The 19,176-nt window shown below is 61.6% G+C and carries 19 protein-coding genes; 12 read left to right on the top strand and 7 right to left on the bottom strand.

Going from position 1 to position 19,176, the window contains the following annotated elements; all coding sequences use genetic code 11:
* Positions 1 to 7 precede the first annotated feature (7 nt).
* On the bottom strand, positions 8 to 610 hold the full coding sequence (locus AFERRID_RS09105) for a class I SAM-dependent methyltransferase (RefSeq protein WP_113527170.1): 603 nt from the start codon (positions 608 to 610) through the stop codon (positions 8 to 10).
* Between the two features lie 158 nt (positions 611 to 768).
* On the opposite strand from AFERRID_RS09105, the gene AFERRID_RS09110 reads away from it, so the two are divergent.
* The 6 genes from AFERRID_RS09110 to lnt all read left to right on the top strand — a co-directional run bounded on the left by AFERRID_RS09110 (position 769) and on the right by lnt (position 6,457).
* Positions 769 to 1,152, top strand: coding sequence for a hypothetical protein (locus AFERRID_RS09110; protein WP_113527171.1), 384 nt, complete (start codon positions 769 to 771; stop codon positions 1,150 to 1,152).
* 83 nt (positions 1,153 to 1,235) lie between these two features.
* A complete protein-coding gene (gene miaB / locus AFERRID_RS09115) occupies positions 1,236 to 2,591 on the top strand; it encodes a tRNA (N6-isopentenyl adenosine(37)-C2)-methylthiotransferase MiaB (protein WP_126604993.1) in 1,356 nt (451 codons plus the stop codon).
* Positions 2,557 to 3,579 (top strand): PhoH family protein, encoded by a 1,023-nt coding sequence (locus AFERRID_RS09120; RefSeq protein ID WP_225981941.1) that lies wholly within the window; start codon positions 2,557 to 2,559, stop codon positions 3,577 to 3,579. The genes miaB and AFERRID_RS09120 overlap by 35 nt, the downstream gene beginning before the upstream one ends.
* The gene (gene ybeY / locus AFERRID_RS09125; protein ID WP_225981942.1) at positions 3,576 to 4,073 is read left to right on the top strand and encodes an rRNA maturation RNase YbeY; all 498 of its coding nucleotides are present in this window, start codon (positions 3,576 to 3,578) and stop codon (positions 4,071 to 4,073) included. Before AFERRID_RS09120 ends, ybeY begins: the two co-directional genes overlap by 4 nt.
* On the top strand, positions 4,066 to 4,941 hold the full coding sequence (locus tag AFERRID_RS09130) for an HlyC/CorC family transporter (RefSeq protein ID WP_126604995.1): 876 nt from the start codon (positions 4,066 to 4,068) through the stop codon (positions 4,939 to 4,941). The genes ybeY and AFERRID_RS09130 overlap by 8 nt, the downstream gene beginning before the upstream one ends.
* A gap of 10 nt (positions 4,942 to 4,951) precedes the next feature.
* Positions 4,952 to 6,457, top strand: coding sequence for an apolipoprotein N-acyltransferase (gene lnt / locus AFERRID_RS09135; RefSeq protein WP_113527175.1), 1,506 nt, complete (start codon positions 4,952 to 4,954; stop codon positions 6,455 to 6,457).
* Here the strand turns inward: lnt and pmbA are convergent.
* Complete coding sequence (gene pmbA, locus AFERRID_RS09140; RefSeq protein WP_113527176.1) at positions 6,426 to 7,772, bottom strand: metalloprotease PmbA; 1,347 nt, start codon at positions 7,770 to 7,772, stop codon at positions 6,426 to 6,428. The genes lnt and pmbA overlap by 32 nt on opposite strands.
* Positions 7,773 to 8,016: 244 nt before the next feature.
* On the opposite strand from pmbA, the gene AFERRID_RS09145 reads away from it, so the two are divergent.
* The 4 genes from AFERRID_RS09145 to AFERRID_RS09160 are packed head-to-tail and all read left to right on the top strand — an operon-like array spanning position 8,017 to position 11,510.
* Complete coding sequence (locus AFERRID_RS09145; protein ID WP_113527177.1) at positions 8,017 to 8,949, top strand: metal ABC transporter solute-binding protein, Zn/Mn family; 933 nt, start codon at positions 8,017 to 8,019, stop codon at positions 8,947 to 8,949.
* A gap of 13 nt (positions 8,950 to 8,962) precedes the next feature.
* A complete protein-coding gene (locus AFERRID_RS09150) occupies positions 8,963 to 9,787 on the top strand; it encodes a metal ABC transporter ATP-binding protein (RefSeq protein ID WP_126604996.1) in 825 nt (274 codons plus the stop codon).
* A 19-nt stretch (positions 9,788 to 9,806) separates the two neighbouring features.
* The gene (locus tag AFERRID_RS09155) at positions 9,807 to 10,697 is read left to right on the top strand and encodes a metal ABC transporter permease (protein ID WP_226821628.1); all 891 of its coding nucleotides are present in this window, start codon (positions 9,807 to 9,809) and stop codon (positions 10,695 to 10,697) included.
* Between the two features lie 3 nt (positions 10,698 to 10,700).
* The gene (locus tag AFERRID_RS09160) at positions 10,701 to 11,510 is read left to right on the top strand and encodes a metal ABC transporter permease (protein ID WP_113527180.1); all 810 of its coding nucleotides are present in this window, start codon (positions 10,701 to 10,703) and stop codon (positions 11,508 to 11,510) included.
* 55 nt (positions 11,511 to 11,565) lie between these two features.
* Here AFERRID_RS09160 and AFERRID_RS09165 read toward each other — a convergent pair whose 3' ends face one another.
* The 5 genes from AFERRID_RS09165 to AFERRID_RS09190 all read right to left on the bottom strand — a co-directional run bounded on the left by AFERRID_RS09165 (position 11,566) and on the right by AFERRID_RS09190 (position 17,230).
* Positions 11,566 to 12,774: a DUF5666 domain-containing protein gene (locus tag AFERRID_RS09165; protein ID WP_113527181.1), complete on the bottom strand. Its 1,209-nt coding sequence runs from the start codon at positions 12,772 to 12,774 to the stop codon at positions 11,566 to 11,568.
* Positions 12,767 to 13,597, bottom strand: coding sequence for a DUF6502 family protein (locus AFERRID_RS09170; RefSeq protein ID WP_113527182.1), 831 nt, complete (start codon positions 13,595 to 13,597; stop codon positions 12,767 to 12,769). The genes AFERRID_RS09165 and AFERRID_RS09170 overlap by 8 nt, the downstream gene beginning before the upstream one ends.
* Before the next feature lie 268 nt (positions 13,598 to 13,865).
* Positions 13,866 to 14,921 carry an NAD-dependent epimerase/dehydratase family protein gene (locus tag AFERRID_RS09175; protein WP_269149198.1) on the bottom strand — a complete coding sequence of 352 codons (1,056 nt, stop codon included), beginning with the start codon at positions 14,919 to 14,921 and terminating at the stop codon, positions 13,866 to 13,868.
* A 238-nt stretch (positions 14,922 to 15,159) separates the two neighbouring features.
* Positions 15,160 to 16,407, bottom strand: a complete 1,248-nt coding sequence (locus AFERRID_RS09185; protein ID WP_126604998.1) for a DUF5666 domain-containing protein — start codon at positions 16,405 to 16,407, stop codon at positions 15,160 to 15,162.
* A complete protein-coding gene (locus tag AFERRID_RS09190; RefSeq protein WP_113527182.1) occupies positions 16,400 to 17,230 on the bottom strand; it encodes a DUF6502 family protein in 831 nt (276 codons plus the stop codon). The genes AFERRID_RS09185 and AFERRID_RS09190 overlap by 8 nt, the downstream gene beginning before the upstream one ends.
* A 371-nt stretch (positions 17,231 to 17,601) precedes the next feature.
* Here AFERRID_RS09190 and AFERRID_RS09195 point away from each other — a divergent pair, with 371 nt between their 5' ends.
* Together AFERRID_RS09195 and AFERRID_RS09200 are read left to right on the top strand one after the other, a co-directional pair.
* Positions 17,602 to 17,940: a hypothetical protein gene (locus AFERRID_RS09195; protein WP_113527183.1), complete on the top strand. Its 339-nt coding sequence runs from the start codon at positions 17,602 to 17,604 to the stop codon at positions 17,938 to 17,940.
* The gene (locus AFERRID_RS09200) at positions 17,940 to 19,157 is read left to right on the top strand and encodes a glycosyltransferase family protein (protein WP_232027454.1); all 1,218 of its coding nucleotides are present in this window, start codon (positions 17,940 to 17,942) and stop codon (positions 19,155 to 19,157) included. The genes AFERRID_RS09195 and AFERRID_RS09200 overlap by 1 nt, the downstream gene beginning before the upstream one ends.
* Positions 19,158 to 19,176: the final 19 nt, after the last annotated feature.

Consider the following 19,176-nt stretch of genomic DNA (forward strand, 5'->3'; position numbering starts at 1 on the left):
TCCTTTATCACCCGTCACGCTCGAATCCATCCTTCTGTGGGGAGTGGTAAATGAAGGTGTCTACCCGTGCCGGTGGCACGTTGCGCCAGACCACGGCGACGCGACTGCGGCGAAACTCGGCTGGTAGTCCCTGGCAGGAGGTACGGAAATGGTATGTAAACTGGATGAAGACCGTGCCGGGCCGGCTGATCCCGGGAAGTTGCTGGAAGATACGCTCGACTACCGTTTTGGGAATGCTACGCAGCGGCAGGCTGGATACCACGGCGCGAACCGGCCCGCGATGCGCCACAAGGTGCTGAATGTGGGCGGCATCCCCCTCGATGACCTCTATTTCCGGATAACGCTGACGCAAGTGGCGGACCATGGTCGGCGCCTGCTCGACAAGGACCAGATCTTCCGGCGGAATACCGCTTTCCAGCAGGGCTTTGGTCACTGGCCCCATGCCCGGCCCCAATTCTACCACCAGGCCGGACCCCTGCGGCACCATGGTGGCCATCCGCCGGGCGAGGAAGGGTGAACTGGGCAGCACCGCCCCAATAGCATGGGGGTCGCGTAAAAACTCGCGGGTAAAGTGCCAAGCCTGGGACATCGGCCCGGAAAATCGGGACATGGGCTTTCTCCACCAGTGGAGGCAAAACGCGGGCTAGCGCGTCGCCGAATGAACGGCGCGTATTGTAGCATGGCGCTACGGATGGCGTCATGCCGAACCGCTTTTGCGTTATACTGGCGCAGTGGGAAGTTGGTTTCCCGGTTACATTGAGGATGGATATGAACAAGCGATGGCTCCTGCTCGGCATGATGATACTGTCCCCGCTCTGGCTCAGCGCCTGCAGCACGGAGAGCGGGCCGCTGGCGGCCGTTTATACAGGCCAGAGCATCCACTATTATCCGAGACCGTTTCAGCCTACTCTCACCGCCGCCACCCGAGTGTTGGGGCAGATGCATTGCGTCATCCTGGGGACCGGAAGTGCAGGCGGTCCCTCCCGGGGCAGCGTCATCCACGCGCGTGCCGGGCACACACTGGTGGACGTAACGGTCACGCCCAAAGGGCCGCGGGTTACTGCGGTGACTACCCGTTTCGGACTGCTGGGCAGTGTTCAGGATGATCGGCGCTTTCACTTTCTGCTGAAATCGGCGCTGGGCCTGGGGTGAGGGGTGGCCCAGGGCTGCCCCTTGTCAATCCTGCGGGGTGGCCCTATCATCATTTATAGGCCCTCGCTCCTTCCGGGAATGCATTGCAGAACCTGTATATCAAGACTTACGGCTGTCAGATGAATGAGTATGACTCCGAGCGCATGGCGGATACGCTTGCGGTTAGTCATGGCTTGCGTCTGGTGGACGATCCGGTGCTTGCCGATGTGCTCCTGCTCAACACCTGTTCCATCCGTGAAAAAGCCGAAGACAAGGTCTTTACCCAACTCGGCTTCTGGCGCCCTCTCAAGGAAAGGCGCCCGGAGGTGGTGATCGGTGTAGGGGGTTGCGTGGCCAGCCAGGAGGGAGAGCGACTGAGGCGGCGCGCCCCTTACGTGGACCTGGTGTTCGGACCGCAGACGCTGCACCGGTTGCCGGATTTGCTGGATGCCTGTCTGGCCGAGCGCCGTCCGCAGGTGGATATCGCCTTTCCGATGCTGGAAAAATTTGATCATCTGCCGCAACGACCGGGCCGCGACGGCGCGACTGCCTTTGTCACCATCCAGGAAGGATGCGACAAATTCTGTACCTTCTGTGTGGTGCCCCATACCCGAGGGCGGGAATACAGCCGCAGCATGCCTGACATCCTGCGTGAAGCGCGTACGCTGGTGGAGCAGGGGGTGCGCGAGATCACCCTGCTGGGGCAGAATGTCAATGCCTACCGGGGCGCGACAGGACTGGTGGGCGAGGGCGGCCTGGCCGATCTGCTGGAACGCCTGGCGCGGATTCCCGGTTTGCTGCGCCTGCGTTACACCACGTCCCATCCCGCCAACCTCGACGACGAATTGATCGCTGCGCATGGCAGTATCGGTATTCTCGCGCCGCATTTACACCTGCCGGTACAGAGCGGATCGGATCGCATCTTGCGGCGGATGCATCGCAAGCATACGGTCGGGCAGTATCTGGACAAGATTGACCGTCTGCGTGCCGCCCGTCCGGGTATCCAGATTTCTTCGGATTTCATCGTCGGATTTCCTGGTGAAACCGATGCAGATTTTGCCGCGACCATGGAATTGATCGATGCGGTGCGCTTCGACCAGTCATTTTCCTTCAAATACAGCCAGCGCCCCAACACCCCGGCACTGAAACTGAAGGACAGCGTGCCAGAGGCGGTCAAGGAAGATCGCCTAGCGGTGTTGCAGGGACGTATCAATGGCTTGGCGCATGGCTACGCACAAGCTCTGGTGGGCACGCAGCAGGCGGTCCTGATAACGGGGCCGTCGCGCCGCGATGCGCAGGAACTGACGGGGAAAACCGCCTGCAATCGCGCAGTCAATTTGGCGGGATCCATGGATTGGGTTGGACAAATGCTGGATGTCGAAATTACGGCGGCGTTGCCTAACAGTCTGCGTGGGCGCGCGGCGCATGTGGCGCCGACGAGCCAGCGCCTTGCCGTATAGTCCCATGGAGCCTCCGGGTAAGACGCCGAGTATCAGCCACAGCGATTTCACCGCTGAACACGCCAGCGCCGCCATGCTGTCCGAACTCTCCGGCGAACTGGACAGTCACATCAAGCAGATCGAATCCCGTCTCGGGGTGGTGATACTCCCCCGCGGGACGCGCTTCCATATCACCGGTCCGGCTGCTTCGGTGCAGGCGGCGCAGGATGTACTCTCCCACTTGTATGCCCAGGTGCGCCAGGGTCGTTCCCTGTCCGGTCATTGGGTGCACCACAGCATCCAGAATGTACAACTGGAGGCGGAAACCGGCGCTGCGGCGGTGGAGTCTGCGGGCGTACAGACCCTGAAGGGGGTGATCCGCGGTCGCGGGCAACGGCAGCGCCATTATCTGGAGTCCATCCGCCATAATGACCTTACCTTCGGTATCGGCCCCGCCGGTACCGGCAAGACCTATCTGGCCGTTGCGGCGGCGGTGGAGCAGATGGACAGCAATCAGGTGCGACGTCTGGTGTTGGTCCGGCCTGCCGTGGAAGCGGGGGAGCGTCTGGGTTTTCTGCCCGGGTCCCTGAGTGAGAAGGTCGACCCTTACCTCCGCCCGCTTTATGATGCGCTTCACGAAATGCTGGGTTATGAGAAAGTCGCCAAGCTGATGGAGCGGCAGGTAATCGAAGTGGCGCCTCTTGCCTACATGCGCGGGCGCACTCTCAACGATGCCTTCATCATTTTGGATGAGGCGCAGAACACCACCCCGGAACAGATGAAAATGTTCCTGACCAGGATGGGTTTTGGTGCCAAAGTCGTGGTGACCGGCGACGTGACCCAGGTGGATCTGCCCCGCGGACAGCTTTCCGGGTTGGTACAGGCCATGGATGTGCTGGGGAATATGCCGGGGATCGATATGGTGTTTTTTGAAAGTGCCGATGTGGTGCGTCACCCGCTGGTGGCACGGATCGTGGAAGCCTACGATCGATTCGGAGAGAAGCCGTGAGCCGCCTATATCTGCGCATGGCCGTGGATGATGTGGTCGCGGCCATGCCGCTGCCGCCCCGTGGTGAGGCGCGCCGGTCGATTCTGCAGGCGCTCTCCGCCCCTTCAGCGCGGGTATCCGCAGATGACCGGATACGCGAGTTGTCCCTGACATTTGTAGGGGACGCGGAAATGGCGGCCTTGAACGAGGGGTACCGGCACAAGGCCGTGCCGACCAACTGCCTGTCCTTTCCGCAGGATGCGCTGCCGGTGTTATTCCGCCGAGACCTGCTGGGGGATATCGTCATTGCCCCGGCGGTGGTTGGGCGCGAAGCTGCGGCACAGGGTAAGAGTCTGCGCGACCACTATCGTCATTTGCTTATTCACAGCACCCTCCACCTCCTCGGCTACGACCATGAACTGGCCGCCGACGCGCAGGAGATGGAGGCGCTGGAAACCAGGTTGCTGGCTGAAATGGGTGTGGCCGACCCTTACCTGAACCAAATGCATGAGTGAAGATCGCAGTAGCCAGGAACGGCCGCGGGGCTGGTGGGAACGTTTTACTCAGTCTTTGCGTGGCAATGTGGAGGACCAGGATGCCCTCTTGGATCTGATCCGTGAGGCGGGCGAGCGGCAGATCATCGACGCCGAAGCGGCACGGATGGTGGATGGCATCTTCCGCATGGGCGAACTCACGGTGCGGGATGTGATGATCCCCCGTGCGCAGATGGAGGTGATCGAACTGGACATGCAGCTGGCCGAGATTGTCGCCCGGGTGTCGGAGGTGGGGCACTCGCGCTTTCCGGTGGTGGGGCATGACCGTGATGATGTGCGCGGCATTCTCCTGGCCAAGGACCTTTTACGAGGATGTCGTGAAAATGTGCCAGCGCTGCGGCTGACTGATCTGCTTCGCCCGGCGACCTTCATTCCCGAGAGCAAGCACCTGGATCATCTGCTCTACGAGTTCCGTACGGGCCGACATCACATGGCCGTGGTCGTGGATGAATATGGTGGCGTTGCCGGTCTGATCACTATCGAGGACGTGCTGGAAATCATCGTCGGTGAAATCGAGGATGAATACGATATTGACGAAGACGTGATGATTGCACCGCGCGAAGATGGTGACTTTCTGGTGAATGCCCTGATTCCTCTGGAAGAGTTTAATGCACACTTTATGACACACCTGGAGGATGGACACGCCGACACGCTGGGTGGATGGGTGGCGGCAGTTCTGGGGCATGTACCGCGCACGGGCGAAGTCGTGGAGGAGGGGGATTTACGGCTGGAAGTACTGCGGGCGGATCGTAAACGAGTGCAGATTTTGCGGGTCACGCCGCCGCGCGGCGCCCCCCTTCCGGCAACTACGTCTCAGGGTACTACATGAAGGTGGTACGTTGAAAAAACCGTCCTTTCCTCTGCGGCTTCTGGCCGCATTCATTTTGGGTGCAGCCTGGCCTTTGGCCTTTGCGCCCTTCGCCTGGTGGCCGCTGGCTATAGCCCTGCTTTTTGGCTTGTTCTGGCTGGCGACCACGGAGGAGCGCCCGCAGCGTCTGGCGGCTCTGGGCGCGGGTTTCGGTTTTGCTGCTTTTGCCGCGGGAACGAGCTGGATCGCCATTACCCTACATAATTTCGCCAACATGGATTGGGCACTGGCAGGCACGGCCGTCGCCTTGCTGGCGGCTTTTTGCGCCGTCTACACGGCGTTGGCCTTATGGCTGGCGGGCCGCTTTTTTGTCGGGAATGGCCGGTTGCTGGCCCTGCCGGTGTTGTGGATTTTAGTGGAATGGGCGCGGGCACGTCTCTTTACGGGCTTCCCCTGGCTGGCGACGGGATATACCCAGACCCACTCCTTCCTCGGTGGCTTTGCGCCCTGGCTGGGGCAATACGGAGTGGGGCTGGCGACGGCCGGGGTGGCGGCCCTTCTGGTCTATATGCTGCAACGGCGGCAGTCCCGCCCGGTGCTGTTGGGCGGCGTCGTATCGCTCCTGGTGATTTCCGGGGTAGCCATGGCGGCAGCGTCCGTGTCCTTCACCCATCCTATAGGCAAGCCGCTGCGGGTAAGTCTGCTGCAGGGTAATATCGCCATCACGGAGAAGTGGAATGCTGCCAAAGTCAGTGCCATCTTGCATCATTACGTAAGCATGATTTTGCAGACGCCGCCCGATACCCGGCTGGTCGTCCTACCGGAGACTGCCTTCCCTCTTTTCCAGACCGAAATACCAAGCCTGATCGAACAGTTGCAGAAATGGTCAGCGACGCACCACAAAATCCTGCTCATCGGTATCCCCGAAAACGTCGGCCGTAAATATTACAACGCGGCCATGGAAATTGACGGGAACGCACCGCTGCGCTGGTATCGGAAAGAGCATCTGGTGCCCTTCGGAGAATATATTCCGATGCCCGTTTTACTCGGGCCTCTGGTACATCATTTTTTGCCGGGGCTGGGCAGCTTCTCTTTTGGGGATGGGCCTTACGCCCTGCCCGTAGACGGGCAGAAAACCGGTATGACCATCTGTTACGAAGAGTCCTTCTCCCGGGACGTGCGCAAGGGTGTCAGGGAGGGGGCCACCGTTCTTTTGAATATCAGTGATTATGCATGGTACGGGCACAGCATCGCGGCCGCGCAAAGCCTGCAAATGGCGGCCATGCAGTCCCGGCAGGAGCAGAAACCCGATGTTCGCGCGACCAATACGGGCATCACCGCCCTGATCTCGCCCCATGGGCGGGTAATTTCGCAATTGCCCCAGTTTGTGGAAGGCACCCTGAATGGGGCCATCCAGCCGATGACAGGAGAAACACCCTTCGGGCGCTGGGGCAGTCTCCCCTATCTGCTATTGAGTTCAGTCCTTCTGCTGCTGGCCCTTGTCCTCAGTCGCCGGCAATCATCATCTCCTCAATGAGGATGGAGGGGCAGCCGGTGTTGCCGTGAACGAGCAGGTCATTGCCCACCGCGCGCACGCCCTGGAACATGCCCTGCAAGGTCCCGGCGATGGTGATCTCTTCGACGGGATACTGGATCTCCCCATGCTCCACCCAGAAGCCGGCAGCGCCCCGGGAGTAATCACCGGTCACCATGTTGATGCCGAAGCCGATGAGCTCGGTAACCAGCAGGCCGCGCCCCATCTGGTGGAGCAGTTCACCGAGAGATGCCTTGCCCGGCTGCAAGGTGAGGTTGTGGGCACCGCCCGCGTTGCCCGTGGTCTTCATGTTTAATTTGCGGGCACTGTAACTGTCGAGGATGTAGCCTTCCAGTACGCCTCCGGAGACGATGTCGCGGTTGTGGGTGGCGACCCCTTCGCCGTCGAAACTACAGCTACCCAACCCACGGCGCCGTAAGGGTTCTTCATAAACGCGGACGTGTTCCGGGAAGAGTTGCTTACCAAGGCTGTCCACCAGAAAGGAACTTTTGCGATACAGGCTGCCGCCGCTGATGGCGCTGGCGAGGTGGCCGATAAGGCTGGACGCGACCTGGTTTTCAAAGAGCACCGGGGCCTTGGTGGTGACTACCTTGCGGGCGTCCAGGCGGCGCAGAGCGCGCTGCGCGGCGGTCCTGCCGATGGTTTCCGGAGTCGCCAGCGCATCGGCGGCACGGGCCACGTCATACCAGTAGTCCCGTTGCATGCCGCCGTTGCGGTCTTCCGCAATCACCGAGCAGGACAGGCTGTGTCGCGATGCGCGGCTGCTGCCCATGAAACCCAGGCTGTTGCCATAGACCGACGTGCCCTCGCTGGTGCCGAGGCTGCCGCCTTCGGAGTTGTGAATGCGCGGGTCGCTGTCACGGGCGGCCGCTTCGCAACGACGCGCCAGATCAGCGGCGCTGTCTGCATCTATGGACCAGGGATGATAGAGGTCCAGATCCGGGAAGGTTTTGGCGAAAAGTTCGGGATCGGCAAGCCCGGCAAACGGGTCTGCCGCCGTATGCCGGGCAATGGTGAGCGCCGCTGAAACGGTTTCTGACAAGGCCTTGCGGGAAAAGTCCGAGGTCGAGGCGCTGCCTTTGGACTGACCGAGATAGACCGTGACTCCCAGCCCCTTATCCTGGTGGTATTCGATGGATTCCACTTCCCCGAGGCGCACGGTTACCGACAAGCCCTTGCCGGTGCTGGCGGAAGCCTCCGCCGCACTGGCGCCCTGTTCGCGGGCGAGGTGAAGCATGTCATCAACGAGTTGGGTCAGGACGCTGGTATCCAGCGTCGAATGGGGGGCTTGGCTCATGGGGGGCTTTTCCAAAAGTGATGAAACAATGCGGTCATCTTACCTCCAAGCTTCGGGGCAGGGGAAGCTTGGAGGTGGGAACACGGTGCCGCCGGGAAGCAGGTACCGGCTCCATCCCGGAATCACACGTCGAACCAGAAGATTGACATTGAATCCCTATTTCCATACTGTGCAACACAGTTGCATGAAAAGTTGTGCGGCCCTCTGCCGCAGGCTTTGGCAGCCGTTTCCGAGGATTTGAAAAATGACCGACCTGGGCTTTCGGAATGCATGTGTCCATCCGCTGTCTGCCTTGCTGACGCTGATCGCCCTGTGCGCTGGGCTGGGCATGGGGCAGGTGGCTGCCGCAGCGACCATTCATGCGGTCGGGGTGGAAAATCAATATGCCAATGTAATCAGCCAGATCGGCGGTGAATATGTATCGGTCACTGCGATCCAGAGCAACCCCGGCACAGATCCGCACGCCTTCGAAGCCAGTCCTGCGGTGGCCCGGGAGCTTGCCGCGGCGCAGCTCGTGGTGCGGAACGGGGTCGGCTATGACGGTTGGGTCCGGAAAATTTTGCGGGCAAACCAGAACGTACAGCGCCGGGTGATTGTCGTCCAGGATCTGCTTCATCTGCCGGAAAACACCCCAAACCCCCATCTCTGGTACAAGCCGGAAACCATGCCTGCGGTGGCGCAGGCTGTGGCGGCAAGCCTGACCGAGCTGGATCCGGCCCACGCCGCTACCTTCGCGGCCAATGTGCGCAGGTTCGATGCCTCTCTGAAACCGTGGTACCAGGCCATCGCGAGCTTCAAGACCCGCTTTGGCGGCACGCCGGTGGCAGTGACGGAGCCCGTCGCCGATTATTTGCTGGAAGCCGCTGGTTGCGACATCAAAACGCCGTGGAAACTGCAGGCCGCCATCATGAACGGTACGGACCCGGCACCGCAGGACGTGAGCGCCCAGAACCAGCTCCTGCAGCGGCATCAGGTCAGAGTCTTTGTGTATAACCAGCAGGTGACAAATTCACTGACGGCTTCTTTCCTGAGTCGGGCGCAGGCGGCGAAGATCCCCGTGGTTGGTGTCTATGAAACCATGCCGGCGGGTTACCGCTATCAGTCTTGGATGCTGGCGGAGGTAAATGCGCTGCGTAATGCGGTGGAGCATGGCACTTCGACGACCGTGCTGAAGTAATCCGGCATGGGAAATGTCTGATCCGATACTGGCAGTCACCCATCTCTCCGTGGACCTGGGCGGCCGCAGCATTTTGCGGGATGTCAGTTTTGACCTCTATCCGGGGCAGCTCTGTGCTCTGATCGGTGAGAATGGTGCGGGCAAAACGACCCTTTTGCGCAGTCTGTTAGGTCTGACGCCGACCCGTGCGGGGCAGGCCTTGATGGATGGCGCGCCCGCTGGTCAGCGCCGTGCTCTGGTCGGCTATGTGCCTCAGAAAATCGCTTTTGATGCGGATATCCCCCTGCGGACCAGAGATCTGGTGCAGTTGGGGCTGGATGGCCAGCGCCTGGGTCTGCCGCTGTTTTCCGGTCGTAAAAAAGCCTTGGTAGATCATGCGTTGCATGCGGTAGGGGCAGATGCCTTTGCGGATCAGCGGGTTGGAGAGCTCTCCGGTGGCCAGCAACAGCGGGCGGTTATCGCCCATGCCTTGGTGCGTCAGCCGCGTCTGCTCATTCTCGATGAGCCTTTGGCTAATCTGGATTTCGGCAGCGCCAACGCGCTGGTGGCGTTGCTTGGCAGATTGACGCGTAGCCGACAGATTGCTGTACTGGTGACTGCTCATGATATGAACCCACTCTTACCTGTCATGGACCGCCTGGTCTATCTGGTGGGTGGACGGGCCGCCACTGGCAGTGTGGAGGAGGTGGTGCAGCCTGAGGTGTTGAGTAAACTCTATGGTTACCCGGTAACGGTATTGCGGCATGGGCGGCGGATACTCGTACTACCCGATGTCGCTGCTGAAGATGCCGAGGCGGGCACGGCAGCGTCTGTAGCGCATCCGGAAAAGGCGGATTAACGCCATGTGGAATTTTTGGATGCTTTTGGAAAACTCTGGTTTCTTCGCTAGCGGACCGGTGCGAACCGCCTTGATCGTAGGGACTTGTGCAGCGCTGGTCAGCGCGGTGATCGGTGTGTTTACCATATTGCGCGGCAACGCCTTTGCCGGACATGCCCTGGCCGACGTGAGCAGCGCCGGTGGGGCGGCGTCCTTCCTGCTGGGCATCAATCCCTTGCTGGGTTTTCTAGGTATGGCCTGGATTGCCGCCTTCGGCATGGAGTTTCTTGGTGTACGCAAGGTGCGGGAGCGTGATCTTGCCACGGGTATCGTTCTGGGGGCGGGATTGGGGCTGTCGGCGCTCTTCCTCTATCTGGACGTGACGACCACCAGCACTACGGGCGCAGCGGTGTCGGTGATGTTTGGCTCCATGTTTGCGATTCCGCAGAGTCTTATCGGCCCTGCGTTGATGGCCTCCGCCGGGGTGTTCTTGCTGGTGGGTCTGCTCTACCGGCCGATGATGTTGACGGCGGTGGACCCTGATCTGGCGGCGGCGCGTGGTATTCCCCTGCGTTGGATTGGTTTGCTGCAACTGCTGGCCCTGGGACTGGCGGTAGCAGTCTGCGCCCTGGCCATTGGTGCAGTGCTGGCGACGGCTTTGCTCATTGGCCCGGCGGGTGCGGCGATTCGCTTGAGCCGGCGCCCGGCACAGGCGATATGCTGGGCCATTGCTATCGGTTTGACTGCGGTCTGGGGTGGCATCTGGATGGCCTATGAAAGTTACTACTGGTTTTCCGGTAATGCCTGGCCAGTGAGCTTTTTTGTCGTGGCGCTGGTGTTCCTGTTTTATCTGGCGGCGGTACTGGTGGCTAAAGTGGCGGGCTTGGCAGCGCGTCCGCAGCCGGTCAGTTGGCCGCACTGCGAGGTATAGGGCATGTTCTCCAGTTTCATGATCAATACCTGGATTGCCGCCACCGCCATTGCTTTTGTCGCGGCTTTCATCGGGTTTTTTGTGGTGGTACGGCGTTCGGCCTTTGCCGCCCATGCCTTGCCTTTGGGCGCTTTTCCGGGGGCGGCGGCGGCCAACCTGCTGGGGGTCGATCCGCTGATCGGGTTGCTGGTTTTCGTCGGCATGGGGGTTCTGCTCTTGCGCCAATTGGTGCGCATGGGCCGCCGCGATGTGGGTACGGGGCTGGTGCTGGTGCTGTTTCTGGGGGTGGGGGCGCTGTTGCTCAGTATGACCAATGCGTATGCACCGGCGGTGTTTTCCCTGCTCTTCGGTGAGGTGCTGGGGGTCAGCGACGCCGATTTGTGGCCCATACTGGGCATCTGCGCGCTGGTGGTTATGGGCATCGCTCTGTATTTTCGGCCGCTCTTGCTGGACTCGACTTTTCCCGATCTGGCGGCCTTGCAGGGGATTCGCGCCGCACGCATGGATCTGGTGTTCCTGACCCTGCTGGCCCTGGTGACTGCCATGGCCTTGCCGGTGGTGGGGGCCTTTCTGGTGTTCACCCTGCTGGTCGGACCGCCGGCCGCCGCCCAGGCGTTGAGCGGCAATCCCATGCGCGTGCTGGCGCTATCCGTGGTTTTTGCAGAGGGTTGCATCTGGAGTGCTATTGCGCTCTCTTACTGGACCAACTGGCCCATCGGTTTTTTTGTCGGGACCATTGGTGCGGGCTTGTTTACGGTGGCGCGTTCTTATCGGCACTGGAATCAGCGGCAGCGCAATTTCGCGGTGCTATAAATACTGGCCAGCACCTTCAAATACTGGCCAGCACCTTCAACGACCAGATTTGGGATTAATCGTTATCAGGAAGTTCCGGCCTTTCTACCAGGGGTTCTATCTCCGGGGGCCCAAACTCCGGGCGCTCGATTTCGGGATGATGGAATACCGGAGGGAGCACCGGCATCCGCGGTATGATGGGGAAATCAAAGTCCATGGGGTTGACGCTGAAGATGACGCGCTCCGCATCGACGACACCCGGTGCCTGGACCCTTCCCTCGACGGCGACCATGCTGCCTGCCCGCATGTCCGCGGCATCGCCGTTTTCATAAAGGGTGTGGGAACCCTCCACCAGAGATACCCCGTGGGTGGTCCAACCGTTATCGCCGCGAGCCAGGTAACCCACCAGGGACACCCGGTTGCCGACGTCCTGCGCCGCCAGTGCAGCGGGGGTCACGCTTTCCACGCGGGCCTGCCCATCGGTGTAGGTACCCCGGACCACCACGGACTGACCCACCCGGAGGGGCTGGAGCAGTGCCCCGTTGACCTTGAGTTTCGTTGCCCCGACTTCCAGGGTGTTCTGACTCGGATAAAGGGCGTCCACCTGGCCCCGCAGTAGCAACGGGACCCGGGCGGGCGCGGTATCCGCCGGATAGAGACGACGGATCGCCGTCGCCAGCCAATGGCCATTCCCCCGGTCCAGGCCGCTGATCGACACTACGTCACCGGCCTTCAAGGCCGTGAAGGACAGGGATTGATCCGAATCATGCACGGTGACGGGGGTCGTTTTGCCCGCCTGGATGGTCTCGCCGAGAATGGTGAGTTGTCGCTTGGCCGCATCGACTTCGGTCACCCTGCCGATCACGGCATGCTCCACCCGTACGTCCTGGGCGATCGCCCGCCCGTCGGCGGCGGCCTGGACCGTGACGCGGTCCCCGAGATGCAGGTCTTTTGCCGTACCGGCAGCGCCGTCGACGCTATAACGGGTCTGGGGGCTCAGGGCATATTCCTGACCGTTGACGTAGATGCTGCCGAAGCGCTGGATCACCCCCAGGGCCGTGATGCCCGTCCCGCCGATGCCCCCGGGCTGGATGCCCGTGCCGCCGATGCCACCGGGATGGATACCGGTGCCCCCGATGCCCCCGGGATGGATACCCGTGCCGCCGATGCCATCCGGGGTGGCGCCCGATCCACCAACACCACCAGCCGGGTCGGGAAGGGCCCATGCCCCCGGCAGAGCTACCAGGCCCAGGACCAGGACCCACCAGCGTAGGGCTTTAGGCATGTGGCTCGTCCTCCGCGGCCGGTTCCTCTGTCGATTCCGCCGCGGCGTCTTCTTCATAGTAATAGACCCCCAGGCGCAGCCGCCGCTGCGGCCCTTCGGGTGACTCGGCTGTATTCAGCCGCTGATGGGCCTCGCGCAACAAGCGCTCGCCCATCCGGTAGAGTTCCGGTCGCGCCTCCTCCAGCACCGCCGCCGGCAGCGCATCGAAATACAGCGCCCGCTCCAGAAAGGGCTTCCCTCCTTCCAGGTTGTGTACCGCGCTGCGCAGGTGATCGCCGACGTTCTCCCCCAAAAAAGCGACTTGGTCTTCGGGTAGATCGGAAATATACGCAGCGCGCAGCAGGTGCACCACGCCGTCCTGCTCCTGGGCCACCCCCACTCGGCCCAATTCATCCAAAATAGCCCGTGGGCGCATGTCGGCCTTGACCTTGCGCGCCAGACCCTCAAAGCTCGGGGGCGCCTCGCTGCGTAGGGGCAGCGACTTGGGTTGCCCGGAAGGGTCTGCATAATCCGCCATCGACACCCAGGCCGCCACCACCTGCGCCGCAATGTTGGCCCCATGCCGCAACATCGGCCGGTCCCCGTGCTCTTCCAGCAGAAGCCGCAGCCGCTTGACCTCCTTGCGGTGGATCCCGGTCAGCAGGCTGACCCGGCTGTCCGTCAGCGGCCGCCCGGCGGTCTCCCCATAGTGCTTGCTCGCCTCCGCCACATACACCATTTTGAGCGTGTCCGTCAGCGCCCCATAGGTCCACCCCTGTCCGATCAGATACCGGACCAATGGGCGCAGGATCGCCAACACCGCCGTTTTCAATACTCCATTCATGGCCTGCCCGGGCTCGCCTTACTCAGTTTTCGTATCAATTGTAGCATGTCGTGAAATATGGACCCACCACTTACCCTACTCCCGACGCACGCGCAACACCCGTCCGTTAGCCAAAACGGAACACGGAGGCAAGATTTCGCCAGCCCCATTCGGTGACTTGTGCATGTTGTATATAGACCACGATACGGGCTGCACGGGCTGCGATCTCGCTCGGCAACCGGTCAGCAGGAGCGCTGCCATGTCCAATCCGCGGTGCTGTGGTTCGGGGTCACTTGTTTTCAAGAGGCGTCGTAATAATTCCGATACCAGTCGACGAAACGGGCAAGACCATCACGCAAGGGGGTGGCGGGGAAAACCCCACCGCCTCCTGCAATTCACCCACATCGGCATAGGTGGCAATAACGTCCCCGGCCTGCATGGGCAGCCATTCGATGTCGGCCTTGCGCGCCAGCAGATCCTCCAGGATCGCGATGAAATCCAGCAGGGCTACTGGGGTATGGTTGCCAATATTGCAAAGACGGAAGGGGGCATCGCTGGTACTCGGATCCGGCCGCTCTGTCGACATCGGAGCAGGGCGCGGTGCGAAGTCCAGGAGCCGTACCACGCCTTCGATGATGTCGTCGATATAGGTAAAATCCCGGCGCATCTGACCATGGTTGAAGACGGGGATAGGCTCTCCGGCAAGGATCTGGCGCGTGAACCGAAAATAGGCCATGTCCGGTCGGCCCCACGGTCCGTAGACCGTGAAAAAACGCAAACCGGTGCACGGAATGCCGAAGAGATGTGCATAGCTATGGGCCATGAGTTCGCCGGCCCGCTTGCTGGCGGCGTAGAGACTGAGCGGATGATCGACCCCGTCGTGGACGCTGTAGGGCAGGCGGGCGTTGGCGCCATAGACCGAACTGGAGGAGGCGAAAAGCAGATGGTCCACGGCCTGGGCGCGACAGCCCTCCAGAATATTGGCGAAACCGACCAGATTGCTGTCGACATAAGCGGCGGGATCCTGGAGGGAGTGGCGGACACCCGCCTGGGCCGCAAGATTCACCACCACATCAAAATGTGGCCCGGTGAAGAGACCTGCCATGGCCTCCCGATCGGCAAGATCCACAGTGTGGAATTGAAAGTCTGGATGGTTTTCCAGATGCGCCAGGCGATCCCGCTTGAGGGCGGGGTCATAATAGGTGCTGAGGTTATCAAGACCGTGTACGATCCACCCTTCGGTCAACAGACGGCGGCACAAGTGGTAGCCGATGAAGCCCCCCGCACCGGTGACGAGAATCCGCCTGCTCATGAGAAAGCCTGCGCCATGAGGATGTGCAGACAATGACCGCTCCCTCCCTGCACCGCACCGATGTCTGCTCCCGCACAGCGGATTATGCTATCCTCCCCGCAACTCCGCCGAATGGAGTCCGGCGCGGCCTCGTTCCGTCTCCAGGTCGTTGATGAATATGCCAGGGTTTTTATCCCCCGCAGGTTGCTTTCCAAGTTCATCGATATTCTCCATCTGTATGATTCAATTTAAGATACGCGGCACTGCTCAGCAGTGGCGATACAGCCTTGCCTTAATCGCCATCAAGGATTTCCGGCCTTTCCACCTGTGGTCTCACCTCCGGCCGCTCGACATCGGGCCGTTCGATTTCGGGGCTATTGACCTCTGGGCGCTCCCCCTCATTTTCGGATTGCTCCCAGTCACCCCGCGCGCCCTGCGCCATCTGTGGTAAGGCGGGCAAATCAAAGTCCATGGGGTTGACGCGGAAGGTGACGCTTTCCACCGTGACGACTCCCGGGGCTTTGACCTGCCCACTGATGGCGACCATGCTGCCTGCCCGCATGTCCGCGGCATCGCCGTTTTCATAAAGGGTGTGGGAACCCTCCACCAGAGATACCCCGTGGGTGGTCCAACCGTTATCGCCGCGAGCCAGGTAACCCACCAGGGACACCCGGTTGCCGACGTCCTGCGCCGCCAGTGCAGCGGGGGTCACGCTTTCCACGCGGGCCTGCCCATCGGTGTAGGTACCCCGGACCACCACGGACTGACCCACCCGGAGGGGCTGGAGCAGTGCCCCGTTGACCTTGAGTTTCGTTGCCCCGACTTCCAGGGTGTTCTGACTCGGATAAAGGGCGTCCACCTGGCCCCGCAGTAGCAACGGGACCCGGGCGGGCGCGGTATCCGCCGGATAGAGACGACGGATCGCCGTCGCCAGCCAATGGCCATTCCCCCGGTCCAGGCCGCTGATCGACACTACGTCACCGGCCTTCAAGGCCGTGAAGGACAGGGATTGATCCGAATCATGCACGGTGACGGGGGTCGTTTTGCCCGCCTGGATGGTCTCGCCGAGAATGGTGAGTTGTCGCTTGGCCGCATCGACTTCGGTCACCCTGCCGATCACGGCATGCTCCACCCGTACGTCCTGGGCGATCGCCCGCCCGTCGGCGGCGGCCTGGACCGTGACGCGGTCCCCGAGATGCAGGTCTTTTGCCGTACCGGCAGCGCCGTCGACGCTATAACGGGTCTGGGGGCTCAGGGCATATTCCTGACCGTTGACGTAGATGCTGCCGAAGCGCTGGATCACCCCCAGGGCCGTGATGCCCGTCCCGCCGATGCCCCCGGGCTGGATGCCCGTGCCGCCGATGCCACCGGGATGGATACCGGTGCCCCCGATGCCCCCGGGATGGATACCCGTGCCGCCGATGCCATCCGGGGTGGCGCCCGATCCACCAACACCACCAGCCGGGTCGGGAAGGGCCCATGCCCCCGGCAGAGCTACCAGGCCCAGGACCAGGACCCACCAGCGTAGGGCTTTAGGCATGTGGCTCGTCCTCCGCGGCCGGTTCCTCTGTCGATTCCGCCGCGGCGTCTTCTTCATAGTAATAGACCCCCAGGCGCAGCCGCCGCTGCGGCCCTTCGGGTGACTCGGCTGTATTCAGCCGCTGATGGGCCTCGCGCAACAAGCGCTCGCCCATCCGGTAGAGTTCCGGTCGCGCCTCCTCCAGCACCGCCGCCGGCAGCGCATCGAAATACAGCGCCCGCTCCAGAAAGGGCTTCCCTCCTTCCAGGTTGTGTACCGCGCTGCGCAGGTGATCGCCGACGTTCTCCCCCAAAAAAGCGACTTGGTCTTCGGGTAGATCGGAAATATACGCAGCGCGCAGCAGGTGCACCACGCCGTCCTGCTCCTGGGCCACCCCCACTCGGCCCAATTCATCCAAAATAGCCCGTGGGCGCATGTCGGCCTTGACCTTGCGCGCCAGACCCTCAAAGCTCGGGGGCGCCTCGCTGCGTAGGGGCAGCGACTTGGGTTGCCCGGAAGGGTCTGCATAATCCGCCATCGACACCCAGGCCGCCACCACCTGCGCCGCAATGTTGGCCCCATGCCGCAACATCGGCCGGTCCCCGTGCTCTTCCAGCAGAAGCCGCAGCCGCTTGACCTCCTTGCGGTGGATCCCGGTCAGCAGGCTGACCCGGCTGTCCGTCAGCGGCCGCCCGGCGGTCTCCCCATAGTGCTTGCTCGCCTCCGCCACATACACCATTTTGAGCGTGTCCGTCAGCGCCCCATAGGTCCACCCCTGTCCGATCAGATACCGGACCAATGGGCGCAGGATCGCCAACACCGCCGTTTTCAATACTCCATTCATGGCCTGCCCAGGTTCGCCTCAATCAGTGTTCACGTTCAGCATAGCACGTGGTGGTATATATTCCCACTCATGCGCAGATTGCTTGACGTGGTAAAATATCCCACTATACTGATCATACGGCAGCGGAATGCCGTATGTCGACCGGCCATCGGAAATTGAAGCCGTTATGTACCAGATAACCTAAGTGCGCGAACTCAATGACCGGGCGGCGCTTTGCCGGGGAGCGGTCCGTAGTCCGCACAGGAGAACGGCACGAGTGTCCGGCAGGAGTCTGGGTGGTTATTGAAAGTGGTAAAAATTACCACTAACCTCGTTTCAGGTGCCGCGATCGGTAGCATTTCCCAACAATGGAGAGAGTCAAGGAGGGTGTTATGACAACCACTTATGAACAACAGCGAGTTCTACACGACGAAGCTCCCCTTATGCTGGGAGCTTGGCAGTTTGCACCCGAGATGAAGCCGGTGAGGGATGTCGACGCCACTGTCGACACTATTTGCGGCCATCACAGCCCGCACGCGGTGCGCATCTTTCTCGACGGCGCCTGGACGACATTCTGTATGGATTGCTGGCGCAGGAATCGCCGTTCCTACCGCCGTCCGGATGGCTTATTGCCGCAGACCGAATCTTCCTCTGAACAAGTCTCACCGGCGACGATTCGGAAAACCTTCGGCAAGCCCTATCTCCAATCTCTCCGTTCAGGAGGGCGGTGATGAAACCGCTCATACAGCGGGGAACGGAGCGATACCGCTGCCTGCCCGTTGCGCAGGTGGTGGATCCCATGCCCACCAGCCAACGCTACGCGGGACGGGAAATCCGGCAGAATTTGTTGTTTGCCGGTGATTCCCCGTCCTCTCCCGGGACTTTCGTAGCAACGGGGCAGCGGATACCCACAGTGGCCTTGCACCACTGGTCCGCCGCAAAGCATGGGCGATCGGCGCGACGAGTACTCCTCTATTCTCATGACACCTTTGGCCTTGGCCATTTACGGCGGAATCTGGCCATTGTCGAGCACCTCATGCAGCGTAAACCGCCTTTTTCCGGGATGCTGCTGACCGGTTCCCCCATGGCCGGCTCCTGGCCGATGCCGATCGGCCTGGAGGTGCGAGCCATCCCTCCCGTCATCAAGGTTGGTGCCGAGGAATATGCGGCCAGGGACCCTTCCTCCAGCTTCGAGGTGGTCAAGGCACAGCGCGAGGCGGCGATCCTGGACGCCCTTGCCTCCTACCGACCCGACTTCTTCCTGGTCGATCATGCCCCAGCGGGAATGAAAGGGGAGCTTTTGTCGGCGCTGCGGTTCATCCGGGAGGAGATGCCGGCGACCCGCACCGTGTTGGGGCTGAGGGACGTCATCGACAGCCCTGAGACCGTGCGCCAGGTTTGGCAGGCACAAGGCATCTACGAGTTGCTGGAAAGGGAATATGACCAGATCCTGGTTTACGGCAGTCGCCACCTGTTCGACGTGGTGAGTGCCTACAAGCTTTCACCGAAGGTGGCGGCCAAAGTGCGCTACTGCGGTTATGTCGCCCGCACGGGCCTGCACGGCGTTCCGGGCGTGCTGGTGGCACCGTCGGGTTTGCCGGTGGTTCTCGTTACCGTCGGCGGCGGCGGCGATGGATATGCCTTGGTTGATGCCTATCTTGAGGCCTTGCGCCGGATTCCACAGAACACGGTGCACAGCATCGTCGTTCCCGGGCCGCTCATGCCGCCGGACCAGTATCAGACGCTGGCCAGGATTGCTGCTCAGCGCCCGGACATCCAGATTATCCCCTATACCACCGAACTCGTGGGCTTGCTGCACATGGCTGATCTGGTGGTGGCGATGGGGGGTACAACACCACCGCGGAGATCCTTGCCGCCAGGAAGTCGGCCATCCTGGTGCCACGCTCGACACCGCGCATGGAGCAATGGCTTCGCGCAACGACGTTGAGCCAGCTCGGGCTCGTGTG

Origin of the sequence: Acidithiobacillus ferridurans, from assembly GCF_003966655.1 — a bacterium.
Lineage (GTDB): Bacteria > Pseudomonadota > Gammaproteobacteria > Acidithiobacillales > Acidithiobacillaceae > Acidithiobacillus > Acidithiobacillus ferridurans.